The organism is Pseudomonas sp. Tul2A7 (genome assembly GCF_054790505.1).
Genome location: NZ_CP186499.1, coordinates 4,229,677 through 4,254,625 on the forward strand (window position 1 = coordinate 4,229,677; position 24,949 = coordinate 4,254,625).

A 24,949-nucleotide genomic window follows, 5' to 3' on the forward strand; every position below is an offset into this window, starting at 1 on the left:
AGAACAGACTTATGCAGTTACCGTCCGTCATCGGCACCCGCGACAATGATCAAGACAGTATTGATCTTCTCGGCATATTCGGCAGTTTGATCGACCAGAAATGGTTGATCGGCGCGCTCACCGGCGCCTTCATGGTTACCGGTGTGGCCTACGCAGTGTTGGCCACGCCCGTGTACCTGGCGAATGCGCTGGTGCAGGTCGAGCCAAAAAAGAACGACATGCTCGGCTTCTCCGACCTCAACAGCATGCTCGGCGGGCAATCGCCGTCGGTGACCGAAATCGGCATCATCAAATCCCGCGCAGTGATCGGCAAAACCGTCGACGACCTGCGCCTGGACATCGATGTCACCCCCAATACCTTCCCGATGATCGGCGGCTTTCTCGCCCGGCGTTATCGCGGCGAGACCGAGACCAGCGTCGCCGCACCGCGTTTCGGCCTGAACAGTTACGCCTGGGGCGGTGAACGTCTGGAGTTTGCCCGGCTCAATCTGCCTAAAGAGCTGTTGGGCAAGAAGCTCACCCTGATCGCCGGCGAACAGAAGCACTTCCAGTTGCTCGATGACAACGACAACCTGCTGGTCGAAGGCACCGCCGGTGAAGCGTTCGCGCAGGACGGTGTAGAAGGGCAGATCAGCCAGTTGCTGGCCAACCCCGGTACGCGTTTCGAAGTGGTGCGCAACCCGCGAATCGTGACCATTCAGGGTTATCAGGACGCACTGGATATCTCCGAGCAGGGCAAGGAATCGGGGATTATCAAACTGGCGCTGGCCAGCAGCGACGCCGCTGAAGCGGTGAAGATTCTCAACAAGATTGCCGCGCTGTACGTCGATCAGAACGTGCGCCGCACCTCGGCGGAAGCGGCGCAAAGTCTGGCTTTCCTGCAAAGCCAGTTGCCGCAGGTCAAGCGTGATCTGGCCAAGGCCAGCGATGCGTTGAACGCCTATCAGACCCACGGCAAGACCGTGAACATCTCGCTGGAAACCCAGTCGGTGCTCGGTCAGTCGGTGGCGCTGGAAACGCGGATTTCCGAGCTGAAAATGCAGCAAGCGGAGATGGACCGCAAATTCACCAAACAGCACCCGGCCTATCGCGCGTTGATGAGCCAGATTGGCGAACTGACCCAGCAACAGAAATCGCTGGAAGGCAAAGTCGGCGATCTGCCCGCCACACAACAAGAGTTGCTCAACCTGACCCGCGATGTCGAAGTGGCCTCGCAGATCTACACGCAGTTGCTGAACAAATCCCAGGAGCTGGACATCGTCCGCGCCGGCGCCGTGGGTAACGTGCGTCTGGTCGATGCGGCGGATGTCGACCTGACCAGCCCGGTCAAACCGAAAAAAGCCCTGATTGTGCTGATTGCCACCTTCCTCGGCGCTTTTGTCGGCGTGGCGCTGGTGCTGCTGCGCAAATCCCTGAGCCGTGGTCTGGAAGGCCCGGAAGCCATCGAACAACTCGGTTTGCCGGTGTACGCGTCGATTCCGTACAGCGCCTTGCAGGATGAAGAAGACAACAAAAAAGGCCGCGCCCGCGACGGTGTCGACAAACCGGCGTACCTGTTGGCTCTGCGCAATCCGACGGATCTGTCGATCGAATCGATCCGCAGCCTGCGCACCTGCCTGCACTTCGCCGGGCTCGATTCGACCAACAATCGCATCATGATTTCCGGGCCGAGCCCGCAAGTGGGCAAGACCTTCGTCTCGTCCAACCTTGCCGCCGTCATGGCCCTGAGCGGCCAGCGCGTGGTGCTGATCGATGCCGACATGCGCAAAGGTCACCTGCACAAAACCCTCAACACGCCGATCACCAACGGCTTGTCCGACCTGCTGGTCAAGCGCTGCAGCATCGATCAGGCGATCAACAAAATCGAAGTCGACAACCTGCACTTCATCAGTCGTGGTCAGGTGCCGCCGAATCCTTCCGAACTGCTGATGCACGCCAACTTCCGCGAATTGCTGGCGGAACTCAGCGAGCGCTACGACCTGGTGATCATCGATACGCCGCCGCTACTGGCGGTCACCGATGCCGCGATTGTCGGCCGTGAAGCCGGGATCAGCCTGATCGTCACGCGCTTCGGGGTGAACCCGGCGAAAGAGATCGAACTGACCATCCGCCGCTTCGCACAGAACGGCATCGAGTTGAAAGGCGCGGTGTTCAATGGCGTCGAGAAGCGTGCGGCCAGTTACTACGGCAACGGCGGCAACGGTTATTACAACTACGAATACGCGTCCGACAAATCCTGACTGTCAGCGACTGTTTTTTCCTGTTTGAAGTGGGTGATTTGTGAAGAAAATACTGCACGTGGCAGAGACGATCAAAGGTGGCGTCGCGACGGTGATCCGGACGATTTCGGCTTCGCCCGAAGGCGATGCGGCGAACTACGAGCTGGTGTATCTGGTCCCGGAGGATCAGGCCAAAGAGTTGCACGGCATCGGCGCGCAACAGATCCGCACCTTCCCGCGTACCGGGCGCAATGTGCCGTCGTTGCTGCGTTTCGCCTGGCGCCTGACCCAGGTGATGCTCAAGGAAAAACCCGATGTGGTGCATTTGCACAGCACCTTTTCCGGAGTCATCGGCCGGTGCGTGTGTGTGCTGTTGCGACCGTGGCGCAAGCCGAAAATCGTCTACTGCCCACACGCGTTTTCGTTCTTGATGGAAAGCTCGCCGACCAAGCAGAAAGTCTATGCGTGGATCGAGCGAGTATTGCAGAAAGTCACTGACGTGATCATTTGCGTCAGCCAGTACGAACTCGATAAAGCCGCGCGTTTCGGCATCGAGCGCAAGCGCATGAAGCTGATCTACAACGGCATTCACCGCAAGGATGACGCGCCGAAAGCGGCGAGTCCCGAGCCGATTCATCTGCTCTTCGTCGGTCGCCTCGATTATCAGAAAGGCTTCGACGTGCTGCTCAAGGCCTTCGCCAACGTGCAGCGCAAAGACTTGAAACTGACTGTGGTCGGCAGCGCGGTGAACGAGGACTCGGTGGAGTGCCCACCGATGGACTCTGTTGAATACCTGCCATGGGTCACGCCGAGCGAAGTGCAGGCCCTTTACCAGAAAGCCGATGCGTTGATTGTGCCGAGTCGCTGGGAAGGTTTCGCCATGGTGCCGCTGGAAGGCATGGCCATGGGCTTGCCGGTGATCGCCAGCAATTGCACGTCGCTGCCGGAACTGGTCACCAATGAGGTCTCCGGTTATGTGTTCCCGTCCGGTGATCACCAGGCGCTGGCGGATGTGCTGACCATCATCCAGAAACCACGCCTGCTCGACCTCGGCAACGAAGGTCGGAGCATCGTCCGCGAGCGTTTCAGCGCCGCGTTGATGATTCGCCAGACCTACGACTTGTACCGCGCTCCCACTTTTTAAGTAGAACTCAAGCATATGAACGTAACGATTTTGCATGGCTACAGTGCCTCCAACTCCGGTGACGGCTTGCTCGTCGATCTGGCCATTGCCCTGGTGCAGCGCAACTTTGGCGAAGACACGGCGATCAGTGTCGTCGCTTCCGATCCGGATTCTTTCAGCTATCTGCCGCACCCGCGTTTTGACGCACCGGTGATGGCGGCCAAGGGTTTGGGCCGGGTCAAACAAGCGGTGTTTCTCAATCAGTCCTACGCCGGGCTGGCGGATCTGCTGAAGAAAACCGACCTGATCGTCGGTGTCGGCGGCGGCTACATGCGCTCGAAAAGCGCCTTCGAACACATCAAGCTGAAACTCGGCCACGCCAAACAACTGGAAACCGCGATTCTCAGCAAAGTACCGTCGGTGTACCTGCCGCAAAGCATCGGTCCGTTCCACGGCGAGAGCAGCAAGATCGTCGAGCACTACGCCAGCGCCGATGCGGTGTTCGTGCGCGACAATCGCTCCTCGGCGATTTTCGATGCCTGCGCCAACGTCTACCGCGCGCCGGATCTGGCGGTGCAGTCGCTGGCGAGCAAAATCCTCCAGCAAGCGAAGTTCACCCGCTGCGCGTCATCGCCAGCCACGGTGTGCGTGGTACTGCGCAAGCCGCCGGAGTGGAGCAAGGAGAAGAAAGTCGCTTACGTGGCCAATCTGAAAGTGCTGCTGCAGCGCCTGAAGAACAAAAGCAAAGTGGTTTGCGCCGTACAGAGCGCGGTGCGTGGCAACGATGACGGCGCTTTCTATCGAGAGCTGGGCATCACCGAAGACCTGTTGTCGCTGAAGGCGACGATTGCCAAATACCAACCGGACCTGGTGATTTCCGTGCGCCTGCACGGCGCTATCGAATCGCTGCTCTCCGGCGTGCCGGCGTACCACATCAGCTATGAACGCAAGGGCTTTGGCGCCTATCAGGACATGGGTGTGGAAGACTGGGTGATCAACGGCGGCGACATCAATGTCGACACCATCATCGACACGGTTTACGCGCCGAATGCGCTGGCGAATTTCGGCAAACGCCTGACCGACACCTGCCGTGAAATCGAGGCGAAGACCGTGGCCATGGACGACATTATCAAGGGTGTCGTTCGATGATATTTCGGCTGCTGCTTCGCGGCGGAGCGTTAGGCGCGAAGTTTTTGCTGGTGTTGGCGATCACCCATTACCTCGGGTATGAGGCGCTGGGGTTTTACGGCGTGGTGGTCGCAGCATCGCTGATTGCGTCGAAGTTCTACAGCGTCGGTTTCAGTTCCGAGATCAATCGCTTGATCAGCGTCGGCGGCAGTTCGCGCCGCGTGGTCGACAAGGTTTTGCTGCTGTATCTGGCGGTGGGGCTGGTGCTGTCGGTGGTGACGGTGCTGATTTATTCACTGTTCCAGACAGTTGAAGCGAGCGCCGCGCTGATCCTTTGCGTGACGCTGGTGTTACTCACCGAACACCTGTCGTTCGAGATCAACTCGTTCGTGTTTTCCGCGCAGAAAGCCACGGCGGGCGCATTGCTGTTCTTCATCAAGACCGGCCTGTGGGCGGTGTTGGCAGTGGGCGGGATGATGCTCGGCTGGGTGTCGGGAATCGCCAGTGTGTTGTGGCTGTGGGTCGCCGCCAACGTGCTGGTGATCGTCGCCGGCTACTTGATTGTGGTGAACGTGCACAAGGGACGAGTCGCCGGCACGTTGGCCACGGCCACGGTGTGGAAGGCCGGATTGCCGTTCTACCTCGGCACCGGGCTGATTGCGCTGAGTCAGTACGCCGAGCGCTTTCTGATCATCGACCTGGAACCCTACGCCAGCCTCGGTAAATATGTGTACGCGTGGTCGGCGGCCAACACCTTGCAAGCCTTGTCGTACGCGGTGGTGGCGGTGGTCGGGATTCCGGTGTTGGCCAAGCGTTTTCAGGCTGATCAGCAGGCATTCACGGTCAAGCAACTGTTCATCAACAAGTGGGTCATGCGCTCGCTAGTCGTGTCGGCTGCGGTGGCGGTGGCGATCTATGTGTTTTTCAACGTGGTGCTCGATTACGTCGCCACCAGCGTGCCGCGTCCGGACAATGCGATCCTCGGCGTGCTGATTTTTTCCTTCGCTTTGCGCGCGATTGGCGACATTGTCTGGGGCGGTTTGATTGCCTCGAAAAACAGTCGCGTATCGCTCGCCAGCGCGGCGATCTGTCTGCTGGTTTCAGTGCCGGTCAGCTATGTGTTGATCAAACACTATTCGATCTACGGCGCGGCGTGGGGCAATGTCTTCGCGATCATCGTGCAGCTCGGTGTAATCGCCGTACTGACCCGCGTGACCGGTGCGAAGAAGGCTGCCGTGTCATGGGCCTGAAACTGCCGTGCATCGAGTTTCGTGGCAAGAGACTCGATTCGTATGTCTCGTTCCTGATCCTGTTCACCGGGCTATTTCTCTCGGTGGCGATGCCGCTGCTGATTCCCCGTGATCCGGGCCCCGATGCGATGACCTTGTGGTCGTCCTACGCCCGTGCCGACAACTGCAACTTCTGGAATCCGTTCTCGCCCGATCGCTCGTCCTACGAGTGTTCGGCGTTCCTGCTGCGGCCCACCGGGATCAACCTGACCAATGCCTGGGCCTACGGCATGTTCTGCAATTTTTTCCTCACGGCGATTCCGGTGGTGGTGTTCCGGCGCATGCCGTTGGCGATCTTCGGCACCCTGTGCCTGTGGGGCATCGTGCGCTCGTTTTTCCTGGAGAACCTGACCAAGGAAATCATCGTGTCGGTGGCGGTATTGAGCATTCTGCTCAGCTCGCTGACGCGCAAATATCGCGGCGGGTTTTTTCTCTCGGCAGTGATCTACGGCGTGCTCATCCGGCCCTACTGGATTCTGTTTTCGCTGTCGTGGGTCGGCGTCTGCGTGATGAAAAAGTACGTGTCGCGCACGACCTTCTTCCTGATGCTGTTCCTGTTTTATCTGGCAGTGGCGATGTCGATCCAGCTCGCCCTGGGTTTTCCGGTGTCATCGATTCGCGCCAGTAACAACGAACTGCGCACGGCGGGCGAGGAGGGCTCGAAATCGTTGATCGTGTCGTGGCTCAGCGGCAGCGACTTCGTTTCGCAAGCGCTGGACTCGATGATCATCTTCTTCCGCTTGTCGTTCCCGGTGGAGCTGATTCTGCTGTCCGGGCCGGGTCAGGTGATCTTCGTCGCATTGATGATCATGACCGCATTGCTGTTGTTCAAAGTCATCACGTCGACCGATTACAAAGGCGCGCCGATCCAGACCAAACCCAAGGAACTGATCGCGATCCCGCTGGCGTTTCTGCTGGTGCAAGGTCTGTTCGAGCCGGACTTCGGCTCCTTCGCCCGGCACTTCTCGATGGTGGTGCCGGTGTTGTTCGTTGGCCTGGGCTTGATGCTGCGGGCAAACAAACCGGTGCAGGTTGAATCAAGAATTCTGAATTGAGGCAGGTGCTTTATGTCGAGCAAGAAAAAGTCCCTGGAGATTGAAACCCTGCGCGGCCTGGCGTGCCTGTTGCTGGTGCTCTATCACGTCATCGGCCCGCTGGGTGGCGGGTTGAAGATCGATATCGGCTCGCCGTTCCGGGTGATCGCCGATTCGATGGTGTACGTGCGCATGCCGCTGTTCACCTTCATTTCCGGGTACATCTATTCGATCTACAAGATTCGTGGCAACGACTTTTCCGCGTTCTTCAGCGGCAAGGTGCGCCGCTTGATCGTGCCGCTGTTTTGCGTCGGTGTACCGTTCTCGGTGTTGCAAGCGGTGGGGCCGGGGGTGAACAAGGATGTCGGCGTGATCGACGCGTTGCTGTCGTTCTGGGTGCCGATCAACCACTTCTGGTTCCTGCAGGCGGTGTTCATCATTTTCATGTTCGTCGGGCTGCTGGAGTGGCGCGGGATGTTGCGTTCAGCGACGCGCCTGTATGGGCTGTTTGCGTTTGCGGCTGTGTTGTTTCTGTTGCCGCCGTTCAAGTTCGATGCGTTCGGGATTAACGGCGCGATTTACCTGTTGCCGTTTTTCGTGGCGGGGATGATTGGCCAGGAGAATGTCGACGCGTTGAAGCAGCGCTTCAAGGTGATCGGGCCGCTGGTGTTTGTGTTGATCTCGTTGACGTTGCTGTACGTCGCGGCGATTGATCGTGAGTTGATTGTTGATCGTCGTAGTCTGATCGGTTTGACCGTCGGTTGCGTGTCTTGCATCGCGCTGCTGTCGAGTGATATGCGCTCGAAGGCGCTGACGTGGCTGGGCGGGTATTCCTATGCGATTTTCCTGTTCCATGTGCTGTTCGCGGCGACGTCGCGGTTTGTGTTGGGGCGGTTGGGGGTGAAGGATGAGAGCTTGCTCGTGCTCGGTGGCTTGAGTTGTGGCTTGCTCGGGCCGGTGGTGTTGTCGATGATTTTCAGCCGGTTCAATTTCACCTCTGTGTTGTTTCTTGGGGAGCGGGTGGCGAAGAAGAAACCGGCGGCGCCCATCACTCCGGTGGTGCAACCACAGAACAGCTAAGAGCTTCGCGAGCAAGCTCGCTCCCACAGGTTTTCTTGGTGTACACAGATTTAGCGGATGACCGTGATAAATGTAGGAGTGAGCCTGCTCGCGATAGCGTTGTGTCAGTCAATGCATTTGTATTGGATAGACCGCTATCGCGAGCAGGCTCACTCCTACAGTTGATCTGTGTACATCCCGTTATTCAGTGGGGCATTTCAGATTGAAGGAAATTTTGCATGTTCGCAGTAGATGATGCGCAACCCGTGGCAGCGTCGGTGGTTCAGGTAGGTGATGCCCGCGAGCGTTTTGCGCAGTGGCGTGAAGGCAAGGCCGGCAAGGTCTTGTCGGTCTCGGTGATCGGCGACAGCTACAGCGCCGGGCAGGATTTCTATCTGAACAAACTGGTGCAGCGCGTGGCCGGGGAGGTGGGGTTTGCCGGGCCGGGTTACGTCGGTTTCAACCACGGTGCCGCGTTGGGCGGCACGCATTTCAAATACACCCGCAGCAGTGACAAGTACTTTGGCGGCGACTGGAAGGTTTCAGACCTGGGCCAGGCGAGTCCGGACAGCCGCACGGTGACAGGCCGGCCCGGTGCATGGTTGCAAGTCGATGCGAGTCCGACGCCGCGCATCGATACCGCTGTCACTCAGGCGAAACTGCTTTACCTCGGTACTGGTGAATCCTCTGAGATCCGTTATCGCTGGTCACCTTCAGAAGATTGGCAGCCGTTGAAGCTTGAAGGTTCGGGCGTTCAGGAAGTACCGCTGACAGGCCTCTCGGCAGCGAAAGACTGGTCCTTCAAACTGGAAGTTGTGAAGGGCGCGCCGACGTTGTTTGGTCTGTGGATGAGCAACGATCAGAACGGCGTGCGGGTCTCGAAACTGGCGGCCTCCGGTGCGGCCTCTGCGGACTTCTATCACAAGGACCCGCAATGGCAAGTGCAGTGGAAAGCTGCGGTGTCGAAGATTCCTGCTGATGTTTATCTGATCATGCTCGGTGGCAACGATCAGGGTTTCGGCGTCAAGCCTGCGCAGTATCTGCAGAACGTGCAGGGGCTGGTGGGCATGCTGCGCGAGATTCAGCCGCAGGCGAGCATCAACCTGATCATGCGCCAGGACACCACGCGCTCCAGTGCGTATCCGATGTCGGCGTATGCACAGGTGCTGGAGCCTTGGGCGCGTGAGCAGCATCTGGGGTATGCCAATCTTCAGTGTGCGTTCGGGCCGGACGTCAAACGCTACGCGGCCGCGATGATCGGCCCGGACAAGATTCATCCGGTACCGGCCACAGGCGGGAAGGTGATTGCTGACTACTTCTATGGCTGGATCACCGGCGCCAAGGATCGTTGCGACGCCGCCCCTAAATAACACGCAAACCCCAGAGCGGTGATCGTTCCCACGCTCCGCGTGGGAACGCCGCCCGGGACGCTCCGCGTCCCTTCGCTGGGTGACGCAGAGCGTCACTGGATGCATTCCCACGCGGAGCGTGGGAACGATCAGGTGAGGGGCGTTATTCGAAGGCGTCGACTTGCTCGAGCAATTCCGCAATCTTCTGCGGCATCAATCGCGTATCGCAGCGCGTCTCAATGTTGATGATGATCGCCGGGTCGTTACAGCAAATCCTCACACGAAAGCGCCAGTCGCTGAAGATCACTTTCAGGCCATCCTGGTCATCCATCTCCAATGCCTGCGCGCCATACAGCTTTTTCAGATGCGCAAGCAGCGGATACGGATCGCGCAGCGGCCGGCGGATATCACCGGATGCCGGAAACACGCCAATGCGCTCCACCAGCAGAATCGTGCCCAGCCAGGACTCGTTGGCGCTGGGCAACGGTTGATGGCGGGACAGCCAGCTCATCACCCCGAGGTTACCCACCTCGCGTTCAATCTCTACGGAATGTTGTGCAATGTTCATGGTGGCCTCGTTGGGTGAAGGGAGCCGTCTCAGCGGCCCTTGAGGTAAACGTTTTCGTAGCAGAAATTGGTCGCCTGCAAGTAACCCTCGGCGTCACCGCAGTCAAAGCGCAGACCTTTGAATTTGTAGGCCAGCACGCAACCGTTCTGCGCCTGTTTCATCAGCGCGTCGGTGATCTGGATCTCGCCGCCCTTGCCCGGTTGGGTGTCGGCGATCAGGTCGAAGATGTCCGGGGTGAGGATGTAGCGGCCAATGATCGCGAGGTTCGACGGCGCATCTTGCGGGGCCGGTTTTTCCACCATGTTGTTGACGCGGTAGATGCCGTCGGACATCAGTTCGCCGGCGATGACGCCGTACTTGTGAGTCTGGTCGGCCGGGACTTCCTGGATGGCGACGATCGAGCAGCGGAATTTCTTGTACAGCTCAATCATCTGGGTGAGCACGCCGTCACCTTCGAGGTTCAGGCACAGGTCATCGGCCAGTACCACGGCGAACGGCTCATCGCCGATCAGTGGGCGACCGCTGAGAATTGCGTGGCCCAGGCCTTTCATTTCCACCTGACGGGTGTAGGAGAAGGTGCAGGTGTCGATCAGCTCGCGGGTGCCGGCGAGGAATTTCTCTTTCTCGGTACCACGGATCTGGTGTTCGAGTTCGTAGCTGATGTCGAAATGGTCTTCCAGCGCACGCTTGCCGCGACCGGTGACGATGGCCATGTGTTGCAGACCGGCGTCCCGCGCTTCTTCAACGGCGTACTCGATCAACGGCTTGTTGACGATCGGCAGCATCTCTTTCGGCATGGCTTTGGTGGCCGGCAAGAAGCGCGTGCCATAGCCGGCAGCGGGGAACAAACATTTACGAATCATAAAAGTATCCTGGACAGTCATGGAACACAGGCGACAGATGCGCGCACTAATAAAGGGCGTACAAGTTCAATGTTGGATTGAAGGCTTACTTTAATACCTGAGTCAGGTTATTAATGGCAAATGCCAGTGGCGGTAAAACACGACAATGTTATGAGATGTCGGTAAGTGCGTTATTGGTTATTTTTAGTCGGTATCTGTTGATAGTGATGAGTGCACAGGGAGTGCTAATAAGTACCAAGCAATACAGTGTGACCTGCAAAAATATTTATTGCCAGTCATTGAACTAGTTTTGTTTTCGGTTGTTGTCGCCTGTTTGTGTGGATTGTGACACATCTTCAATAAATCAGGCTTGACACGCTACTTGTCACTCATCCAAAGACGGATAGCACTATGAAGATTCTGGTAACGGGTGGTGCCGGCTATATCGGCTCGCATACCACACTTGCATTGCTTGAAGCAGGTTATGAAGTTGTTGTACTGGATAATCTTTGCAACAGCAGCGAAGCCGCGTTGCACGCCGTTGAAGGCATTTGCGGCAAGAGTGCCTGGATGATCCGCGGCGATGTCTGTGACCGGGCATTGCTCGACCGGATTTTCCGCGAACACAATATCGAAGCGGTGCTGCATTTTGCCGGCCTGAAGGCGGTCGGCGAGAGCGTGCGCAAGCCGCTCGAGTACTACGAAACCAACGTCAGCGGCAGCATCAATCTGTGCCAGGCAATGGCGGCGGCGGGGGTGTTCCGCCTGGTGTTCAGTTCGTCGGCCACGGTGTACGGCGAGCCTGAGCAGATGCCGATCCGCGAGGACTTCCCCACTGGCAACCCGACCAATCCCTACGGCCAGTCCAAGCTGATCGTCGAGAATGTCCTGCGCGACCTGAGTCAGGCCGAGCCGCGCTGGAGCATCGCCTTGCTGCGCTACTTCAACCCGATCGGCGCTCACCACAGCGGCGATATGGGCGAAGACCCCAACGGCATCCCGAATAATCTGGTGCCTTACATCAGCCAGGTCGCGGTCGGCAGCCTTCAGGAGTTGTCGATCTTCGGTAACGATTACCCGACGGTCGACGGCACCGGCGTGCGCGATTACATCCACGTCGTCGATCTGGCGGACGGGCATTTGAAGGCCTTGCAGTCGATCTCCGGGCGTAGCGGCATTCATACCTGGAACCTCGGCACCGGCGATGGTTACAGCGTGCTGCAAGTGCTCCACGCCTTCGAGCAGGCCTGCGGGCAACCGGTGCCGTATCGCATGATGCCGCGTCGCTCCGGGGATATCGCCGAGAGCTGGGCCGACGCCTCCAAGGCTGCGAAGGAACTTGGCTGGAAAGCCACGCGCAACTTGCAGGATATGGTCACTGACACTTGGCGCTGGCAATCGAATCATCCCCAAGGCTACTCGCGATGATGGCCATTTAGTCCAATGTTATTTTCAGTCAGGTTGTTAGATAACGTCGGGAAATTACACTGGCAATGCCTTTTGCAAGTCCGTAGATATAAACCTGCCGTTCGACTTTTATCAGTTGGGTAAGACTGTGAAAGAACGACGGATCTTGTTCGCGCTTTTTGCGGACTTGAACTCACCACCGCTAACTCAGGCCAGTTTTATAACAGGTCGAATGTTAGAAAGGAGTTGATATGAAAAAAGTGATGGCAGTTGCCCTGTTGACGATGTTGAGCAACTGGGCTGCCGCCGCTGAAGCACCGCTGACAGCGGTAACCAATGTAGGTGGCAACGTGGCGGCTTCTCAAGCGCCCGCAGCCAGTACTGCAATGGTTGCCAGTGCTGTAGCGGCGTCTAACAGCGGTGGCAGTGCCAACGGCGGTACCACCGGTACGACGGGTACCACCGGTACAACCGGCACGCATAACTAACAGGAAGTTCTGTTAGTGCAGTACAGGGTCGCCCGACGCAAGTCGGGTGACTTTGTTTTTGGATTCGCCCTTGAATAGCGTAGTGCCATTATGACTCGTAGTGTTTATCTTTTAATGTTGGCAAGTCTCGCTTTGCAAGGTTGCATGTTTTCCCCCGGTCAATACCTCAGCACCAGTGACATCACCCGCCAGGGTGCCAGCGAAAGCAGCCGGGTCGAGCTGATTCCGATCACGCCCAAGCTGATCGCCATGAACCGCGCCACGCAAAAGCGTGAGTCGCTGCCGCCGGAGCTGTTGGCGACCCCGGCCGAATACCGCATCGGCAACAACGATGTTCTGTACATCACGGTGTGGGATCACCCTGAGCTGACGGCCCCGTCCGGCGCGCAACAACAGATCGATGCCAACGGCCGACTGGTGCGCTCCGATGGCACGCTCTACTACCCGTTCATCAAGGAAGTCCAGGCCACCGGCCGGACTATCCAGCAACTGCGCTCGGACATTGAACAACGGCTCTCGGCGTTCATCGCCGAGCCGCAGGTGGATGTCGCGGTGTTGCGTTTCGCCAGCCAGAAAGTCGTGGTCACCGGCGCGGTAACCAAGGCCGGCCCGCAAGCGATTTCCACCAATCCGCTGAGCGTGGTCGAAGCCCTTGGTTCGGCCGGTATCGATACCAACAACGCCGATTTGTCCGGACTGTTGCTGACGCGCAAGGGTCGCACTTATCCGCTGAATCTCGACTCGCTCAATCAGCAGGATTCCGAGTTGCAGAATGTCTACCTCAAGGGTGGTGATCAGCTGTATCTGCCGTACAACGACAACAAGCGCATCTACGTGATGGGCGAGGTCAACCAACCGCGTGCACTGAGTTTCAAGACCGCGACGATGAACCTCACCGACGTGCTCGGATCGGTTGGTGGCCTGGCCCAGACCACCTCCAATGGCAACGCGGTCTATGTCATTCGTGGTGTGGAAAACCTCGATGTCGAACCGGCCAAGATCTACCAGCTGGAGGCCGAATCGCCGACCGCCATGGCGCTCGCTTCGCACTTCGAAGTCCGCCCGCAGGACGTCGTGTACGTCGGGCCTGCCAACGTGACTCGCTGGAACCGCTTGATCAGCCAGTTGGTGCCATCGGCATCGATTGTCGGCACTGGCGCTTCCGCTGCGAAGAACTGGAGCGAATACAGTAACAACAGCAAATAAGGTCGCCGACTTTGAATATTTTGAAAGTTGGCCTCTGCCTGATGGCGGCCTCGTTGCTGTGCGGCTGTAACCCGCTGATGAGCGCTTCGTTGAATAACCTTAAAGCGGCAGTCGTCGGCCCGGATGAAGTCGACGTGTCGGCGGCCGAAGTGGCCGGGGTCAATTACCCGCAGCTGAAATTGACCACGCCGTCCGGCTCCGGGGTGCTGGCGCTGGTGCGCGAGCGTGAAGACCTGCAGTTCTGGGTCGCCTCGGGCAAACAGGTTCTGTTGCTGCGCAATGGCCTCGCCGTGCGCACCATTGGCCTGGGTCTGGAAGGCGATCTGGATGGCACGCGGTTGGCCGATGACTCGCCGTTCAAGCAAGGCCTGCATCACGTCGCGGACGGTTTCACCACGCGGCGCTGGATCGACCTCTACAAGGGTCAGGAAGTCGGCGTGATCGTCAACAGTCGCTTCTCGCGTCGCTCCGAACAGACCCTGAAGATTCTCGACAAGGAATACACCGTGCTGCGTGTCGATGAACACATTGACGCCCCGGCCATTGGCCTGAGCGCGACCAATCGTTACTGGGTCGACCCGCGTGACGGTTTCATTTTGCAGAGTGAGCAGCAACTGACGTCGCAGTTGCGCGTCAAGGTTGTGCAACTGACCCCTGATCGCAGGCACCTGCCGTGATGCGTCTGAAAATGTTGTCGGCGAGCCTGATGCTGGTCGCGAGTGTGGGTCAGGCGGCCGTCACGGTGTCGGGTGATGTTGCCAATCCCGGGCCAGTCCCGCTGCCACCCGGCGGGCGCTTGCTCGATGTGATCGGCGAAGCCGTGCCGAATGCCGAAGGCTATTGGCTGGCGGGCGGATTGCTGCGGCAGTCGCTGATTGAAGAGCAGACACGGCTGAAGGTCGGTGTGCTGTTTGATCTGGATGTGCTGCAACGCATGTCGATGCTGTTCGATCTGCCGAATCGTGCGGCACTGGCGCAGCGCATTGCCGAAGAAGTGCGGCAGATGCCGGTGACGGGAAGGCAGATCGCCGATCTCGATCCGGTCGCGTTGGAGGTTGGCTTCGCGCGCAACATTCGCCTCGATGACGGCGATCGTCTGGTCTATCCGAAGCGCGTCGACGAAGTGCAAGTACTCGGTGCCGTCGCTGAGCCGTGCCACCTGCCGTATCAGCCGTTGCAAGAGGCCCGTGAATACCTGCAAGGCTGTTCGATTCTGGCCGATGCCGAAGCCGATTTCCTGTGGCTGATCCAGCCCAATGGCGCTTCGCAACGTGTCGGCATCGCCCATTGGAATCGCGAGTCCGGACACTTTCCCGTGGCCGGCAGCAAGATTCTGGTGCCGGTGAAAAATGATGATCTTGATCCGCCTCTACCTGAACTGAATCAGCAGTTGGCCGAATTCATTGCCACGCAGCTGGCCGAGGTGGTTCGTTGAAGTTACGTTTTGCAGCTGTGTTGTTATTGCCCTGCGGTCTGGCTCATGCCGAGCCGCGTATTACCCAGAATGACTTCGGTGGCACCGGTCTGTTGCAGACGCCGACCGCGCGCATGGCGCCGGCCGGCGAGTTGAGCGTCAACGCCAACCGCACCGATCCGTACAGCCGCTACAGCGTGTCGTTGCAGCCGCTGGACTGGCTCGAAGGCTCGTTTCGCTACACCGCGATCACCAACCGGCCGTACGGCTCGGAGGCCCTCAGCGGTAGTCAAAGCTATAAGGACAAGGCGGTCGACGTCAAAGTCCGGCTGTGGCAGGAAAGTCACTGGTTGCCCGACGTGGCGCTGGGCTTCCGAGATATCGGTGGTACGGGTTTGTTCTCCAGTGAATTTTTCGTCGCCAACAAACGCTACGACAACTTCGATTTCAGCGCCGGGATTGCCTGGGGTTATCTCGGTAATCGCGGCGATATCGACAACCCGTTGGGCTACGTCAGCGATCGCTTCGATACCCGGCCGGCTCTTGAAGGCACCGGTGACGTCAACTCGGGTTCGTACTTCCGTGGCCGGCCGTCGTTCTTCGGTGGCGTGAGTTACCAGACGCCGTGGGATCGCCTCAGTCTGAAACTCGAATTTGAAGGCAATGACTACAAGCATGAGCCGAAGGACAACGAGATCAAGCAGGACTCGCCGATCAACCTTGGCGCGGTGTTCAAGGTGACCGATTCGGTCGATGTCAGCGCGGCGTGGGAGCGCGGTAATACGGCGATGTTCGGCGTGACCTTTCACACCAATTTCGTCAGCCGCAAGGCACCGGCGAAGACTTACGATCCGACCCCGGAACCGCTGCCGGCGAAGGCCCCGAACACAGCGATGGATCAGGTCAACTGGGCCAACGTCTCGCAGCGTTTGCAGCAGAATGCCGGCTACAAGGTCGAGCGCATCACCCAGCGTGATTCCGAGCTGATCGTGTATGGCGAGCAGCAGCGCTACTTCCATTCGTCCAAGGCTGTGGGCCGGGCGAGCCGGATTCTCGACAACAGCGTCAACGACGACATCGACTGGTTCACCGTGGTCAACAAGCGCTACGACTTGCCGTTGGAAGAAACCAGTTTGCCGCGCCAGACCTTCCGCGAAGTGATCAACAACGAAGAGCCACTTGAATCGTTGCACCGCACCACCGAGATCAACCCGGCGATGCCGCATAACGAGAAGACCCTCTACACCGAAGCACCGCAGCATTTCAGTTATGGCGTGGGGCTGGGCTTCAAGCAGAACGTCGGCGGCCCGGATGGCTTGCTCTATCAATTGAGTGCTGATGCCGACGCCGAATACCGCTTCAACCGCAACACCTGGTGGAGCGGGTTGCTCAGCGCCAACCTGGCCAACAACTTCGACAAGTTCACCTACGATGCGCCGAGCGGTTTGCCGCGTGTGCGCACGGATTTGCGTCAGTACCTGACCACGTCCAACACCACCATGCCGTTGTTCCAGGTCAGCCATGCCGAGCAGTTGGATAAAGACTGGTACGGCATGGTCTATGGCGGTTATCTGGAATCGATGTTTGCCGGTGTCGGCGGTGAAGTGTTATTCCGCCCGACCGGTGAGCGCTGGTCGGTGGGCGCGGATCTGAACTGGGTGCGTCAGCGCGATTTCGATCAGGGTTTTGCCCTGCGTGATTACTCGGTGGTGACCGGGCATGTCACGGCGTATACCGATCTGCCGTTCGATACGTTGGCGGCGGTGAGCGTCGGGCGTTATCTGGCCGGTGACTGGGGCGGCACGCTGGACATCTCGCGCGAGTTTTTCAATGGTGTGCGATTTGGTGCGTGGGCGACGATCACCACGGCGGGTAGCGCGGAGTACGGCGAAGGTAGTTTCGACAAAGGCATCTACCTGTCGATCCCGTTCGACGAAATGATGAGCATGTCGACCATGCGCCGCGCCAACCTGGTCTGGGCCCCACTGACCCGTGACGGTGGTGCGCGACTCAGCCGCAGCTATCAGCTGCACTCGATGACCGATAGCCGGGAAGGGGACATGTTTTATCGTAATTTCGAGAAGATCACGGAGTAAGCGCGGATCTCCCGAACACCCGAAAACCTGTGGGAGCGAGCCTGCTCGCGAAGGCGTCAGCACAGTCAGCATCCTCGTTGCCTGACCCACCGCTTTCGCGAACAGGCTCGCTCCCACATTGGTTATTTGTCACATCACAGATCCCAAGCCAACCACAAATCCCCTGTAGGCCTTCGCCTGCTCGCGATAGCGTCCGTTCAGTCGACATCCCTGTTGCCTGACCCACCGCCATCGCGAGCAGGCTCACTCCCACATTGGTTATTTGTCACACCCCAAATCCCGAGCCAAGCACAAATCCCCTGTAGGAGTGAGCCTGCTCGCGAAGGCGTCAGCACAGTCAGCATCATCATTGCCTGGCCCACCGCTTTCGCGAGCAAGCTCGCTCCCACACTGGATATTCATCACGCCACAAATCCCGAACCATTCCCGAATCCCTGTGGGAGCGAGCCTGCTCGCGAAGGCGTCAGCACAGTCAGCATCATCATTGCCTGACCCACCGCTTTCGCGAGCAGGCTCGCTCCCACAGTTTTTGCATTCACCCGCAATCCAGCTCCACTCCCAAATCCCACCCACAAAAAAGGGGACTTTCGTCCCCTTGCGGTATGCAGCTTTAAACCTCAGTAAATATCCTTCGACAGCAACGTAAACGGCGTCTTCACCAGGATCTTCAGATCCAGCCACAACGACCAGCTGTTGATGTACTGCAGGTCAATCTCCACACGCTTCTGCATCTTGTCGATGGTGTCTGTCTCACCGCGGCAGCCGCTGATCTGGGCCAACCCGGTGATCCCCGGTTTAATCCGGTGACGCGCCATGTACGCGAGGATTTTCCCCGAGTAGTAGTTGTTGTGCGCGACGGCGTGCGGGCGTGGGCCGACCAGAGCCATATGCCCCTGCAACACGTTGAACAGTTGCGGCAATTCATCGAGCGAAGTGCGGCGGATAAAGCGGCCGACTGCGGTAATGCGCGAGTCATTACGGCTGGCCTGCTTCACCTCACGGTCATCGTGAACACGCATCGAGCGGAACTTCCAGACCTTGATCACCTTGCCGTTCCAGCCATGGCGATCCTGCTTGAAGAACACCGGGCCGGGCGAGTTGATCTTCACCGCCAACGCAATGATCAGCAGGATCGGACTCAGCGCGATGATCGCCAGAAACGCCACGGTTTTCTCGACCAGACTCTTGCTCAAAGCAGCGGTAGGGCGGCTGGTCAGCGGGCTCTCGTTCAAGTAGATCGCCGGCAGGCCGTCCACAACCTTCACCGAGTGATTGAGCAGGGTCAGACTGTTCAGATCCGGCACCCACACCACATCAACGTTGGCCCCTAGCAAGTCACCATAAATCGCTTCGATTTTCGCTGCTTCACACAACGGCAGGGTGATGTACAAACGACGGATGTCATGCGCCTCGATCAGCTTCAGCAACTGTTCCTGATCGCCGACCACGCGCGGTGCATCCGGACCCAGCGCAGACACATCGCCATTGCTGACCAAACCTACCAATGGCAGGTTTTCCAGTTGGCTGAGCTTCTTCGCCAGACCCAAGGCCAGTTCGCCGGTGCCGACGATCAGCGTCTTGTGCTCGCTTTTACGCGACCGTTGGTAGTACTTGGAAAACGCATGCAGCGGAGCGTACAGAAACGCCTGACCGAGGAAGCCATACACCGCCCAGCTCAGAATCACCTGCCGCGAAAACAGTTCATCGGCCTGGCAGACAAAAGCGATACACGCCAACGCCGCCATGGTCATCGACCAACCCATGAACAGTCGACCGAGACCGGTCAGGTAATTGTCACGCTTGCGATACACACCGCTAAACGTATAAGCCGGCACCGACGCCAGTACTGCCAGCGTTGCACACATCCGGTAGTAGAACGCGACCGTCCCGGTGTGTTGCTCGGCGAGTATGAACAGCAGCGTCACCACAAAGCCCTGTGCCAGCGCCCATTGGCCCCAAAAGGTCAGTCCCTTGAGGCCTGTGCTTCGATTGATACTTAAAGAAAGATCCATACGGTATCCCCAAAAGACGTCCATTCAGGTTTCAACAGTTGAAATCCGAGTTGTTATGCAGACTTATTGTTTTTGTTTTAACGAGTGTCCTGAGGTAACAACATCGATATGCCGAACTGTCGTCAGTCAATAGACTAAGTTATTGGCTGGAATGGTGTCTGACGAGTTCTAACAAGATGGCACAGTGCCAACTTTTTAATAATTAAATAGAAGGGTGTTAGAAAAGGTCGTAGAGCGAGGGGTGAATAAAGTATGTTGTATTTGTTACTGTTGGAGGGTGGAGGCAGGGAATGTTTAATTCAGGGAGGAAAATCTAGCCAAACAGAGTGCTCTTGTTGTTTTTGTAATCGCACTTTTTCTGTTTGTTCTGTTCGTGGAGATTTTCGTGGTTACGCGACGACTTCCTGAATCAGGCAATAACCGCGATTTCTGACGGCACGAAACAGTCGCTCACCATTACTGGCGCTTTTGAATTTGTCTTGCAGACGACTCAGGCACATTTCCAGGCCGCGATATTGTTCCGGTTCTCGACCGATGCTGAGAATCAGCTCGTCACGACTGACAACACGCTCTTCATGGCTGAGCATTTTCCTGACCAATGCTGTTTCCAGGCCAGTCAGGCTGATTTCAACACCTTCTTTGACCAGTGCACCCTGATCAGGGTTGAGATGCCAGGTTTCATTGCCGGGCATATCACCTTCAATGGCGGGCGGCATATTGCGGGTTTCCGCGCTTATCGCCGGGACATTCTGGAAAGGATTGACCGATTGTGCTGCGCGCCATTCGGACTCAAGTGTGGCCAATATCCGCTGAGTATCGTGTTCAATACTGCGCGGGGCGTTTTTGCGACTGATGCCTGGATATGTGAACTCCATCACCATTGGAGCGGAAGAGGGCGAATCAACCCCTTCAAACGAATTGAAACGTTCACTGGACAGCATGCTCTCCAGTTCGCGTTGCGACGTTGTACTGTGAGTCACGACAACAAAATATTTCCTTGGGAGGGTTGTACTAGTTTCCATGTCTCTCTCCTAAATACACACCAAAATTGGCTAAAAGAAAAATCGGCAGGCGAGCAATGACTTCCTCGGAAGTAATCGATAGGCAGGGTCTGGGCCCAAGATTGGCCCTCGATAAATTCCACTCGATCTGCTGCTATGTTATGGAGTTTTATTGTTATGGGTCGTGTTGTCGCGCTCATTCAATTGCTTGATTTCAAACAGGCGTGAAGCAGAACGGGAGCTATATGGTTGCATCAGACGATCCTTCGTACGTATGCAAAAGGGAAGGCTGCCCGAGAGTCAGGCAGTCGATATCAGACCCCGCAGCAGGCGATAGCCATAGCCGCGAATGCTCTGAATCGCGTTTGTACCATACATGTCCTTGATTTTTCCACGCAAGCGACTGATTGATTTTTCCAGTGCGCGAGGGTCGTAGAAATTGGTGTTGAGACCCATGATGCTGGCGATTTCATCATGGCTCAGAATGTGATTGCTGGTTTGCGCGAAGGCTTCGAGGATCTTCATTTCGGCAAACGAGATATCGAGTTTCTTGCTGGTGCCCATCAGGCAGATACGGGTCGGATCAAGCGTCAGATCGATATCGCGTTGCCATTCTTCGCTGTTGAAGAACTCGCCCAGCAACTCGGCGCTATCGTCGGAAAGGGTATTGAGCTTGATACAAACATCCGCGCCAGCCAGATAATATTTGATCTTGTTGAAGGCGCCGCGACCGGTGATGACCGCGCAAATGATCGGCTTCAAGTTGTCGCTGCGCAGGTTCTCGACCAGCGCAAGATTGTCTTCGAGGGCCTGTGGGCTGTCGATAACCAGGAATATCGCTCGATACGAACCAGACTGTTCATTCAACTGATATGAACTAGTGTACGCATCGGCTTCGAGCGCCACATCAGTGCGTAAATGCTGGGCGACTAGCGCTTTGAAATGTTCAGCCACGCCACGGGTACGACCCAGAGTAAGAACACCAGGTTCGTCGTTTGTCGGGCGCGGACTTCTAGTCGCTAAGTTCCCTGAGAGCATCATGCATTGACTCGAATTAAGTGCTGACATCGGGATGTTAAAGCACCGGTTCTCATCTGTGACTGACAATTGGTAACATTTGCGCGGATTTTAGACGTGTCTCCCGAGTTTTCTAACAATAATTAAGCTTTTCAAGCTTTTAGTTGATTTTCTCGGAGGGGTGAACTACTGCTTAGATGGTGGCGATATGCAATGGTGCCACTATTTTGAGCTTATTGCGATGGCTTTGTCTATGTCCATCTGCCACTGTCTGGCCATCTCTGCATAATGTGATATTGATCACACTTTATTGTGCGAGCAACTTTTTTCTGCAGAAAGGCCTAAATATTTTCTGCGTAGTTCGTCGGCCGACGATTACTAACATGGCTTGAGTGTGTCTTTTAATAAGACGTAATCTTTATGGCTGATGAACTTTTGCGTTTATGTATGTCAATGGTCTCATTGCAGATACTCAACCCCTGAGTGTTATTACCCGGTCGCTCGCCAAGAGCGCTCTGACGGAGGATTAATGGATTTCTGGACACTTTTCCAGGTGTTGATATTAGGTGCGGTAGAAGGCCTGACCGAGTTCTTGCCGATCTCGAGTACCGGCCACCAGATCATCGTCGCTGACCTGCTGGAATTCGGCGGTGAACGCGCCATGGCCTTCAACATCATTATTCAACTGGGTGCCATTCTTGCCGTCGTCTGGGAGTTTCGACCGAAGATCTTTGAAATCATCAAAGGCCTGCCCACCGAACGTAATGCGCAACGTTTCACCCTCAACTTGCTGATCGCTTTTCTGCCCGCCGTGGTCTTGGGCGTGTTGTTCGCCGACGCGATTCACGAATACCTGTTTAACCCGATCACCGTCGCCGTGGCACTGGTCGTCGGCGGCATCATCATGCTGTGGGCCGAACAGCGCAGCCATGTGATCAGCGTCGAGCACGTCGACGACATGCGCTGGTCCCACGCACTGAAAGTCGGTTTCGTACAATGCCTGGCGATGATTCCCGGCACCTCACGCTCCGGCTCGACCATCATCGGCGGTTTGCTCTTCGGCCTGTCGCGCAAAGCCGCCACCGAGTTCTCGTTCTTCCTCGCCATGCCCACCATGGTCGGCGCCGCCGTGTACTCCGGCTACAAATACCGCGACCTGTTCCAGCCCAACGACCTGCCAGTCTTCGCCCTGGGCTTCGTCACCGCATTCATCTTCGCGATGATCGCCGTGCGCGGCTTGCTGAAGTTTATTGCCAACCACAGCTACGCCGCGTTCGCCTGGTATCGGATCGCGTTTGGCTTGTTGATTCTGGCAACGTGGTTGTTTGGCTGGGTCAACTGGACCGCAGCAGCGGCCGCCTGATCACTGAGCGCTGATCAACGCCGCAACGGCGAGATCGTTTAGCGCCGAATCCGGCGACTCCAGGCGATAGCGCTGCAAGGCCGAGGTGAAATACGCGGCCTGCAGCATGCCGTCGCTGGCCAGATAGAGTCGCGCGTCTTCTTGCACCTCGGCGGAGTAAACGCGTTTAAAGCTTTCCGTGGTGTTGTTGGTGGCAGAGAAGGGCGTCAGCAACAGCACCATGATCGACAGGCCAGAGAACTGCGTCACTTCCCACGGCGTATCGGTACGGCCCATACAAAAGCCATCGCAGTGCGCATAAACGTCGGAAGTGAAGCTGAACAAGGCAAGAAAGGCGTAACGCTTGAAACCGGAAAAACTAAACGCGGGCATAAACAAAAGACATCCTGTCAGTACATCAAAACGCCGGGCAACGCTCATGCGTCGCCCGCACACTCAATACTTCAATCAACGACCTTCAAGCAACTCAGCCGCCTGATCCAGCAACGCCAGCGGATCCTTGGCCTTGTGAATATCCACCGACAGCAACTGACGGAATTTCCGCGCCCCCGGGAACCCCGTGCCCAGGCCCAGCACATGGCGCGTGATGTGATGCATCGCACCACCGGCCAGCAAATGCTCGGCTATATAAGGACGCAACTGCGCCAACGCCTCAGCCCGACTGATCACCGGCGCCGAACTGCCGAACAACCGCTGATCCACCTCCGCCAGCAAATACGGATTGTGATAAGCCTCACGCCCCAACATCACACCGTCGAACGTCTGCAAATGCTCGTGGCAAGCCTCCATCGTCTTGATCCCGCCATTCAGCACAATCTCCAACTCCGGAAAATCCGCCTTCAGCTGTGCCGCCACGTCATACCGCAACGGCGGAATGTCGCGATTCTCCTTCGGCGACAATCCCTCCAGAATCGCAATCCGCGCATGCACGGTAAAACTGGTGCACCCGGCATCTCGGACAGTGCCGACGAAATCACACAACTCCGCGTAACTGTCCCGCCCGTTGATGCCGATGCGGTGCTTTACCGTCACCGGAATCGACACCGCGTCTTGCATCGCCTTCACACAATCCGCCACCAGTTGCGGATGACCCATCAGGCACGCGCCGATCATGTTGTTCTGCACACGATCGCTTGGGCAGCCGACGTTCAGGTTTACCTCGTCGTAGCCGTGCTCCTGCGCCATGCGCGCGCAGGCGGCCAGATCCAGCGGAACGCTACCGCCTAATTGCAATGCGAGAGGGTGCTCGGCTTCGTTGTGACGGAGGAAACGCTCGTGATCGCCGTTGAGTAGCGCGCCGGTGGTGACCATTTCGGTGTAGAGCAGGGCGTTCTTCGATAGGAGGCGTAGGAAGAAACGGCAATGGCGGTCGGTCCAGTCCATCATGGGGGCGACGGAGAAGCGGCGGGAGAGTGGGGCGGGTTGTAGAGACATTGGAGGAATCTGGATCAGAGGGGCGAAGGTTGGGGAGTTTATCAGGAAAGGGTGGGGCAGAGTCCCAGTGTCGTGACTAGTTGTTCCCGTTCGCTATGAATCTGGAGCTGACCCTCTGTCTGGCCTCTAATTCATGGTTCCTAATTCACCTGGCGCTATCTCGACACGGATGGATGCATCGAAAATAATAGCGTAGATGAAAATAATCGAACTCTATTCTTGGTGTGTGAGCTGAGGTCTTGGAAGTTGGTTAAATGGTCTATTAGGGTTTTAATGTTTCAGCCTATTGCCGTTTTGCAGAAAAAAACTGCGAAAACGGCATAGGAGAAAGCAGGAAGGTTGCTTCAGTTATTGGAAAATGTCCAAGTATTTCATTGTCTCAGGCGTCAGCACAGGCGCTAGAGTATTCATGTCTAGGTCTGAGTTGATTTTATCGCAAAGATTTTGCGCATACAGAAAGAACTCTTGAGTGCTTCCATGTTTTAGCAGATTTTTTGTTATCCCACTTCGGAAGCCGTGGATCACTGTATCTTTAATGCTTATTTTTCCATGGAGAAGGGTGATTTCATTTTTTAGTTCTGTTATGTGGTTTTCATATTTTTTTGTGCATTCCTTTAGTTCTTTTTCGTGATTTGCTTTTAGTCGTTTGTTGTTGGTTTCGTGTTCTGTCTTAACGCTATTTAGTTCTGTCGTAACTTTGTGTAGTTTGCTCGTGGGGTCTCTTTCGGATATTCTGTCTTTTATGTAGTTTAGTAGTGTTGTGGCTGCTACAAGGCATGGTACGCCTACGTTGTAAGCCCAGTCGTAAGTTTTAGCTAATTCTTTGAAGCCGTAAAATATGCCAAAATATATGAGTGAGGAAATGCACACAAATATTATATTGAGAATGCTCACGTCGCA

Annotated in this window: 22 protein-coding genes; 14 read left to right on the forward strand and 8 right to left on the reverse strand. The window is 56.8% G+C overall.

Annotated elements, in window-relative coordinates; all coding sequences use genetic code 11:
• Nucleotides 1–11 precede the first annotated feature (11 nt).
• From ACOYXJ_RS19065 to ACOYXJ_RS19095, 7 genes are all read left to right on the forward strand, one after another.
• Nucleotides 12–2,240, forward strand: coding sequence for a polysaccharide biosynthesis tyrosine autokinase (locus ACOYXJ_RS19065; protein WP_150794826.1), 2,229 nt, complete (start codon nucleotides 12–14; stop codon nucleotides 2,238–2,240).
• A gap of 40 nt (nucleotides 2,241–2,280) precedes the next feature.
• Nucleotides 2,281–3,363, forward strand: a complete 1,083-nt coding sequence (locus tag ACOYXJ_RS19070; protein ID WP_110720569.1) for a glycosyltransferase family 4 protein — start codon at nucleotides 2,281–2,283, stop codon at nucleotides 3,361–3,363.
• 15 nt (nucleotides 3,364–3,378) lie between these two features.
• A complete protein-coding gene (locus tag ACOYXJ_RS19075) occupies nucleotides 3,379–4,491 on the forward strand; it encodes a polysaccharide pyruvyl transferase family protein (RefSeq protein ID WP_150794827.1) in 1,113 nt (370 codons plus the stop codon).
• Nucleotides 4,488–5,720, forward strand: a complete 1,233-nt coding sequence (locus ACOYXJ_RS19080; protein WP_460370986.1) for an MATE family efflux transporter — start codon at nucleotides 4,488–4,490, stop codon at nucleotides 5,718–5,720. Before ACOYXJ_RS19075 ends, ACOYXJ_RS19080 begins: the two co-directional genes overlap by 4 nt.
• On the forward strand, nucleotides 5,711–6,814 hold the full coding sequence (locus ACOYXJ_RS19085; protein WP_016986717.1) for a hypothetical protein: 1,104 nt from the start codon (nucleotides 5,711–5,713) through the stop codon (nucleotides 6,812–6,814). Before ACOYXJ_RS19080 ends, ACOYXJ_RS19085 begins: the two co-directional genes overlap by 10 nt.
• 12 nt (nucleotides 6,815–6,826) lie before the next feature.
• Complete coding sequence (locus tag ACOYXJ_RS19090; protein WP_460370988.1) at nucleotides 6,827–7,873, forward strand: acyltransferase family protein; 1,047 nt, start codon at nucleotides 6,827–6,829, stop codon at nucleotides 7,871–7,873.
• Nucleotides 7,874–8,091: 218 nt separating this feature from the next.
• Nucleotides 8,092–9,222, forward strand: coding sequence for an SGNH/GDSL hydrolase family protein (locus ACOYXJ_RS19095; RefSeq protein WP_460370990.1), 1,131 nt, complete (start codon nucleotides 8,092–8,094; stop codon nucleotides 9,220–9,222).
• A gap of 142 nt (nucleotides 9,223–9,364) precedes the next feature.
• Here the strand turns inward: ACOYXJ_RS19095 and ACOYXJ_RS19100 are convergent, their stop codons facing one another.
• Together ACOYXJ_RS19100 and galU are read right to left on the reverse strand one after the other, a co-directional pair.
• Complete coding sequence (locus tag ACOYXJ_RS19100) at nucleotides 9,365–9,769, reverse strand: phosphohexomutase domain-containing protein (protein ID WP_150794830.1); 405 nt, start codon at nucleotides 9,767–9,769, stop codon at nucleotides 9,365–9,367.
• 29 nt (nucleotides 9,770–9,798) lie between these two features.
• Nucleotides 9,799–10,632, reverse strand: coding sequence for a UTP--glucose-1-phosphate uridylyltransferase GalU (gene galU / locus ACOYXJ_RS19105; RefSeq protein ID WP_007910549.1), 834 nt, complete (start codon nucleotides 10,630–10,632; stop codon nucleotides 9,799–9,801).
• Nucleotides 10,633–11,022: 390 nt separating this feature from the next.
• On the opposite strand from galU, the gene galE reads away from it, so the two are divergent.
• The 6 genes from galE to ACOYXJ_RS19135 all read left to right on the forward strand — a co-directional run bounded on the left by galE (nucleotide 11,023) and on the right by ACOYXJ_RS19135 (nucleotide 17,222).
• Nucleotides 11,023–12,039 carry a UDP-glucose 4-epimerase GalE gene (gene galE, locus ACOYXJ_RS19110; RefSeq protein WP_460370993.1) on the forward strand — a complete coding sequence of 339 codons (1,017 nt, stop codon included), beginning with the start codon at nucleotides 11,023–11,025 and terminating at the stop codon, nucleotides 12,037–12,039.
• Nucleotides 12,040–12,269: 230 nt separating this feature from the next.
• A complete protein-coding gene (locus ACOYXJ_RS19115) occupies nucleotides 12,270–12,506 on the forward strand; it encodes a hypothetical protein (protein WP_007910552.1) in 237 nt (78 codons plus the stop codon).
• Between the two features lie 90 nt (nucleotides 12,507–12,596).
• Nucleotides 12,597–13,712, forward strand: coding sequence for a polysaccharide biosynthesis/export family protein (locus tag ACOYXJ_RS19120; RefSeq protein ID WP_174244467.1), 1,116 nt, complete (start codon nucleotides 12,597–12,599; stop codon nucleotides 13,710–13,712).
• Between the two features lie 11 nt (nucleotides 13,713–13,723).
• On the forward strand, nucleotides 13,724–14,389 hold the full coding sequence (locus tag ACOYXJ_RS19125; RefSeq protein ID WP_141127449.1) for a YjbF family lipoprotein: 666 nt from the start codon (nucleotides 13,724–13,726) through the stop codon (nucleotides 14,387–14,389).
• Nucleotides 14,389–15,147, forward strand: coding sequence for a capsule biosynthesis GfcC family protein (locus ACOYXJ_RS19130; RefSeq protein WP_460372984.1), 759 nt, complete (start codon nucleotides 14,389–14,391; stop codon nucleotides 15,145–15,147). The genes ACOYXJ_RS19125 and ACOYXJ_RS19130 overlap by 1 nt, the downstream gene beginning before the upstream one ends.
• Entirely contained in the window at nucleotides 15,144–17,222 is a 2,079-nt protein-coding gene (locus ACOYXJ_RS19135; protein WP_077573807.1) for a YjbH domain-containing protein, read from the forward strand. The genes ACOYXJ_RS19130 and ACOYXJ_RS19135 overlap by 4 nt, the downstream gene beginning before the upstream one ends.
• 617 nt (nucleotides 17,223–17,839) lie before the next feature.
• On the opposite strand, the gene ACOYXJ_RS19140 is transcribed toward ACOYXJ_RS19135, so the two are convergent.
• From ACOYXJ_RS19140 to ACOYXJ_RS19150, 3 genes are all read right to left on the reverse strand, one after another.
• Nucleotides 17,840–19,234, reverse strand: a complete 1,395-nt coding sequence (locus tag ACOYXJ_RS19140; protein WP_150694573.1) for an undecaprenyl-phosphate glucose phosphotransferase — start codon at nucleotides 19,232–19,234, stop codon at nucleotides 17,840–17,842.
• A 389-nt stretch (nucleotides 19,235–19,623) separates the two neighbouring features.
• Complete coding sequence (locus ACOYXJ_RS19145; protein WP_150794835.1) at nucleotides 19,624–20,256, reverse strand: winged helix-turn-helix domain-containing protein; 633 nt, start codon at nucleotides 20,254–20,256, stop codon at nucleotides 19,624–19,626.
• Between the two features lie 279 nt (nucleotides 20,257–20,535).
• Entirely contained in the window at nucleotides 20,536–21,276 is a 741-nt protein-coding gene (locus tag ACOYXJ_RS19150) for a winged helix-turn-helix domain-containing protein (RefSeq protein WP_150731707.1), read from the reverse strand.
• A 505-nt stretch (nucleotides 21,277–21,781) separates the two neighbouring features.
• On the opposite strand from ACOYXJ_RS19150, the gene ACOYXJ_RS19155 reads away from it, so the two are divergent.
• Nucleotides 21,782–22,615 carry an undecaprenyl-diphosphate phosphatase gene (locus ACOYXJ_RS19155; RefSeq protein ID WP_102902269.1) on the forward strand — a complete coding sequence of 278 codons (834 nt, stop codon included), beginning with the start codon at nucleotides 21,782–21,784 and terminating at the stop codon, nucleotides 22,613–22,615.
• Here ACOYXJ_RS19155 and ACOYXJ_RS19160 read toward each other — a convergent pair whose 3' ends face one another.
• The 3 genes from ACOYXJ_RS19160 to ACOYXJ_RS19170 all read right to left on the reverse strand — a co-directional run bounded on the left by ACOYXJ_RS19160 (nucleotide 22,616) and on the right by ACOYXJ_RS19170 (nucleotide 24,943).
• A complete protein-coding gene (locus ACOYXJ_RS19160; protein ID WP_460370997.1) occupies nucleotides 22,616–22,987 on the reverse strand; it encodes a DUF2388 domain-containing protein in 372 nt (123 codons plus the stop codon).
• A gap of 75 nt (nucleotides 22,988–23,062) precedes the next feature.
• On the reverse strand, nucleotides 23,063–24,049 hold the full coding sequence (gene dusA, locus ACOYXJ_RS19165) for a tRNA dihydrouridine(20/20a) synthase DusA (RefSeq protein WP_460370999.1): 987 nt from the start codon (nucleotides 24,047–24,049) through the stop codon (nucleotides 23,063–23,065).
• A gap of 348 nt (nucleotides 24,050–24,397) precedes the next feature.
• On the reverse strand, nucleotides 24,398–24,943 hold the full coding sequence (locus ACOYXJ_RS19170; RefSeq protein WP_460371001.1) for a hypothetical protein: 546 nt from the start codon (nucleotides 24,941–24,943) through the stop codon (nucleotides 24,398–24,400).
• Nucleotides 24,944–24,949: the final 6 nt, after the last annotated feature.

Coding starts and splice junctions, on each gene's coding strand:
- ACOYXJ_RS19085 (WP_016986717.1), top strand. CDS start 5,711: ATGGGCCTGAAACTGCCGTGCATCGAGTTTCGTGGCAAGAGACTCGAT.
- ACOYXJ_RS19130 (WP_460372984.1), top strand. CDS start 14,389: ATGCGTCTGAAAATGTTGTCGGCGAGCCTGATGCTGGTCGCGAGTGTG.
- ACOYXJ_RS19140 (WP_150694573.1), bottom strand. CDS start 19,234: ATGGATCTTTCTTTAAGTATCAATCGAAGCACAGGCCTCAAGGGACTG.
- ACOYXJ_RS19150 (WP_150731707.1), bottom strand. CDS start 21,276: ATGATGCTCTCAGGGAACTTAGCGACTAGAAGTCCGCGCCCGACAAAC.
- ACOYXJ_RS19080 (WP_460370986.1), top strand. CDS start 4,488: ATGATATTTCGGCTGCTGCTTCGCGGCGGAGCGTTAGGCGCGAAGTTT.
- ACOYXJ_RS19090 (WP_460370988.1), top strand. CDS start 6,827: ATGTCGAGCAAGAAAAAGTCCCTGGAGATTGAAACCCTGCGCGGCCTG.
- ACOYXJ_RS19065 (WP_150794826.1), top strand. CDS start 12: ATGCAGTTACCGTCCGTCATCGGCACCCGCGACAATGATCAAGACAGT.
- ACOYXJ_RS19155 (WP_102902269.1), top strand. CDS start 21,782: ATGGATTTCTGGACACTTTTCCAGGTGTTGATATTAGGTGCGGTAGAA.
- ACOYXJ_RS19120 (WP_174244467.1), top strand. CDS start 12,597: ATGACTCGTAGTGTTTATCTTTTAATGTTGGCAAGTCTCGCTTTGCAA.
- dusA (WP_460370999.1), bottom strand. CDS start 24,049: ATGTCTCTACAACCCGCCCCACTCTCCCGCCGCTTCTCCGTCGCCCCC.
- galU (WP_007910549.1), bottom strand. CDS start 10,632: ATGATTCGTAAATGTTTGTTCCCCGCTGCCGGCTATGGCACGCGCTTC.
- ACOYXJ_RS19115 (WP_007910552.1), top strand. CDS start 12,270: ATGAAAAAAGTGATGGCAGTTGCCCTGTTGACGATGTTGAGCAACTGG.
- ACOYXJ_RS19160 (WP_460370997.1), bottom strand. CDS start 22,987: ATGCCCGCGTTTAGTTTTTCCGGTTTCAAGCGTTACGCCTTTCTTGCC.
- ACOYXJ_RS19095 (WP_460370990.1), top strand. CDS start 8,092: ATGTTCGCAGTAGATGATGCGCAACCCGTGGCAGCGTCGGTGGTTCAG.
- ACOYXJ_RS19075 (WP_150794827.1), top strand. CDS start 3,379: ATGAACGTAACGATTTTGCATGGCTACAGTGCCTCCAACTCCGGTGAC.
- galE (WP_460370993.1), top strand. CDS start 11,023: ATGAAGATTCTGGTAACGGGTGGTGCCGGCTATATCGGCTCGCATACC.
- ACOYXJ_RS19100 (WP_150794830.1), bottom strand. CDS start 9,769: ATGAACATTGCACAACATTCCGTAGAGATTGAACGCGAGGTGGGTAAC.
- ACOYXJ_RS19145 (WP_150794835.1), bottom strand. CDS start 20,256: ATGGAAACTAGTACAACCCTCCCAAGGAAATATTTTGTTGTCGTGACT.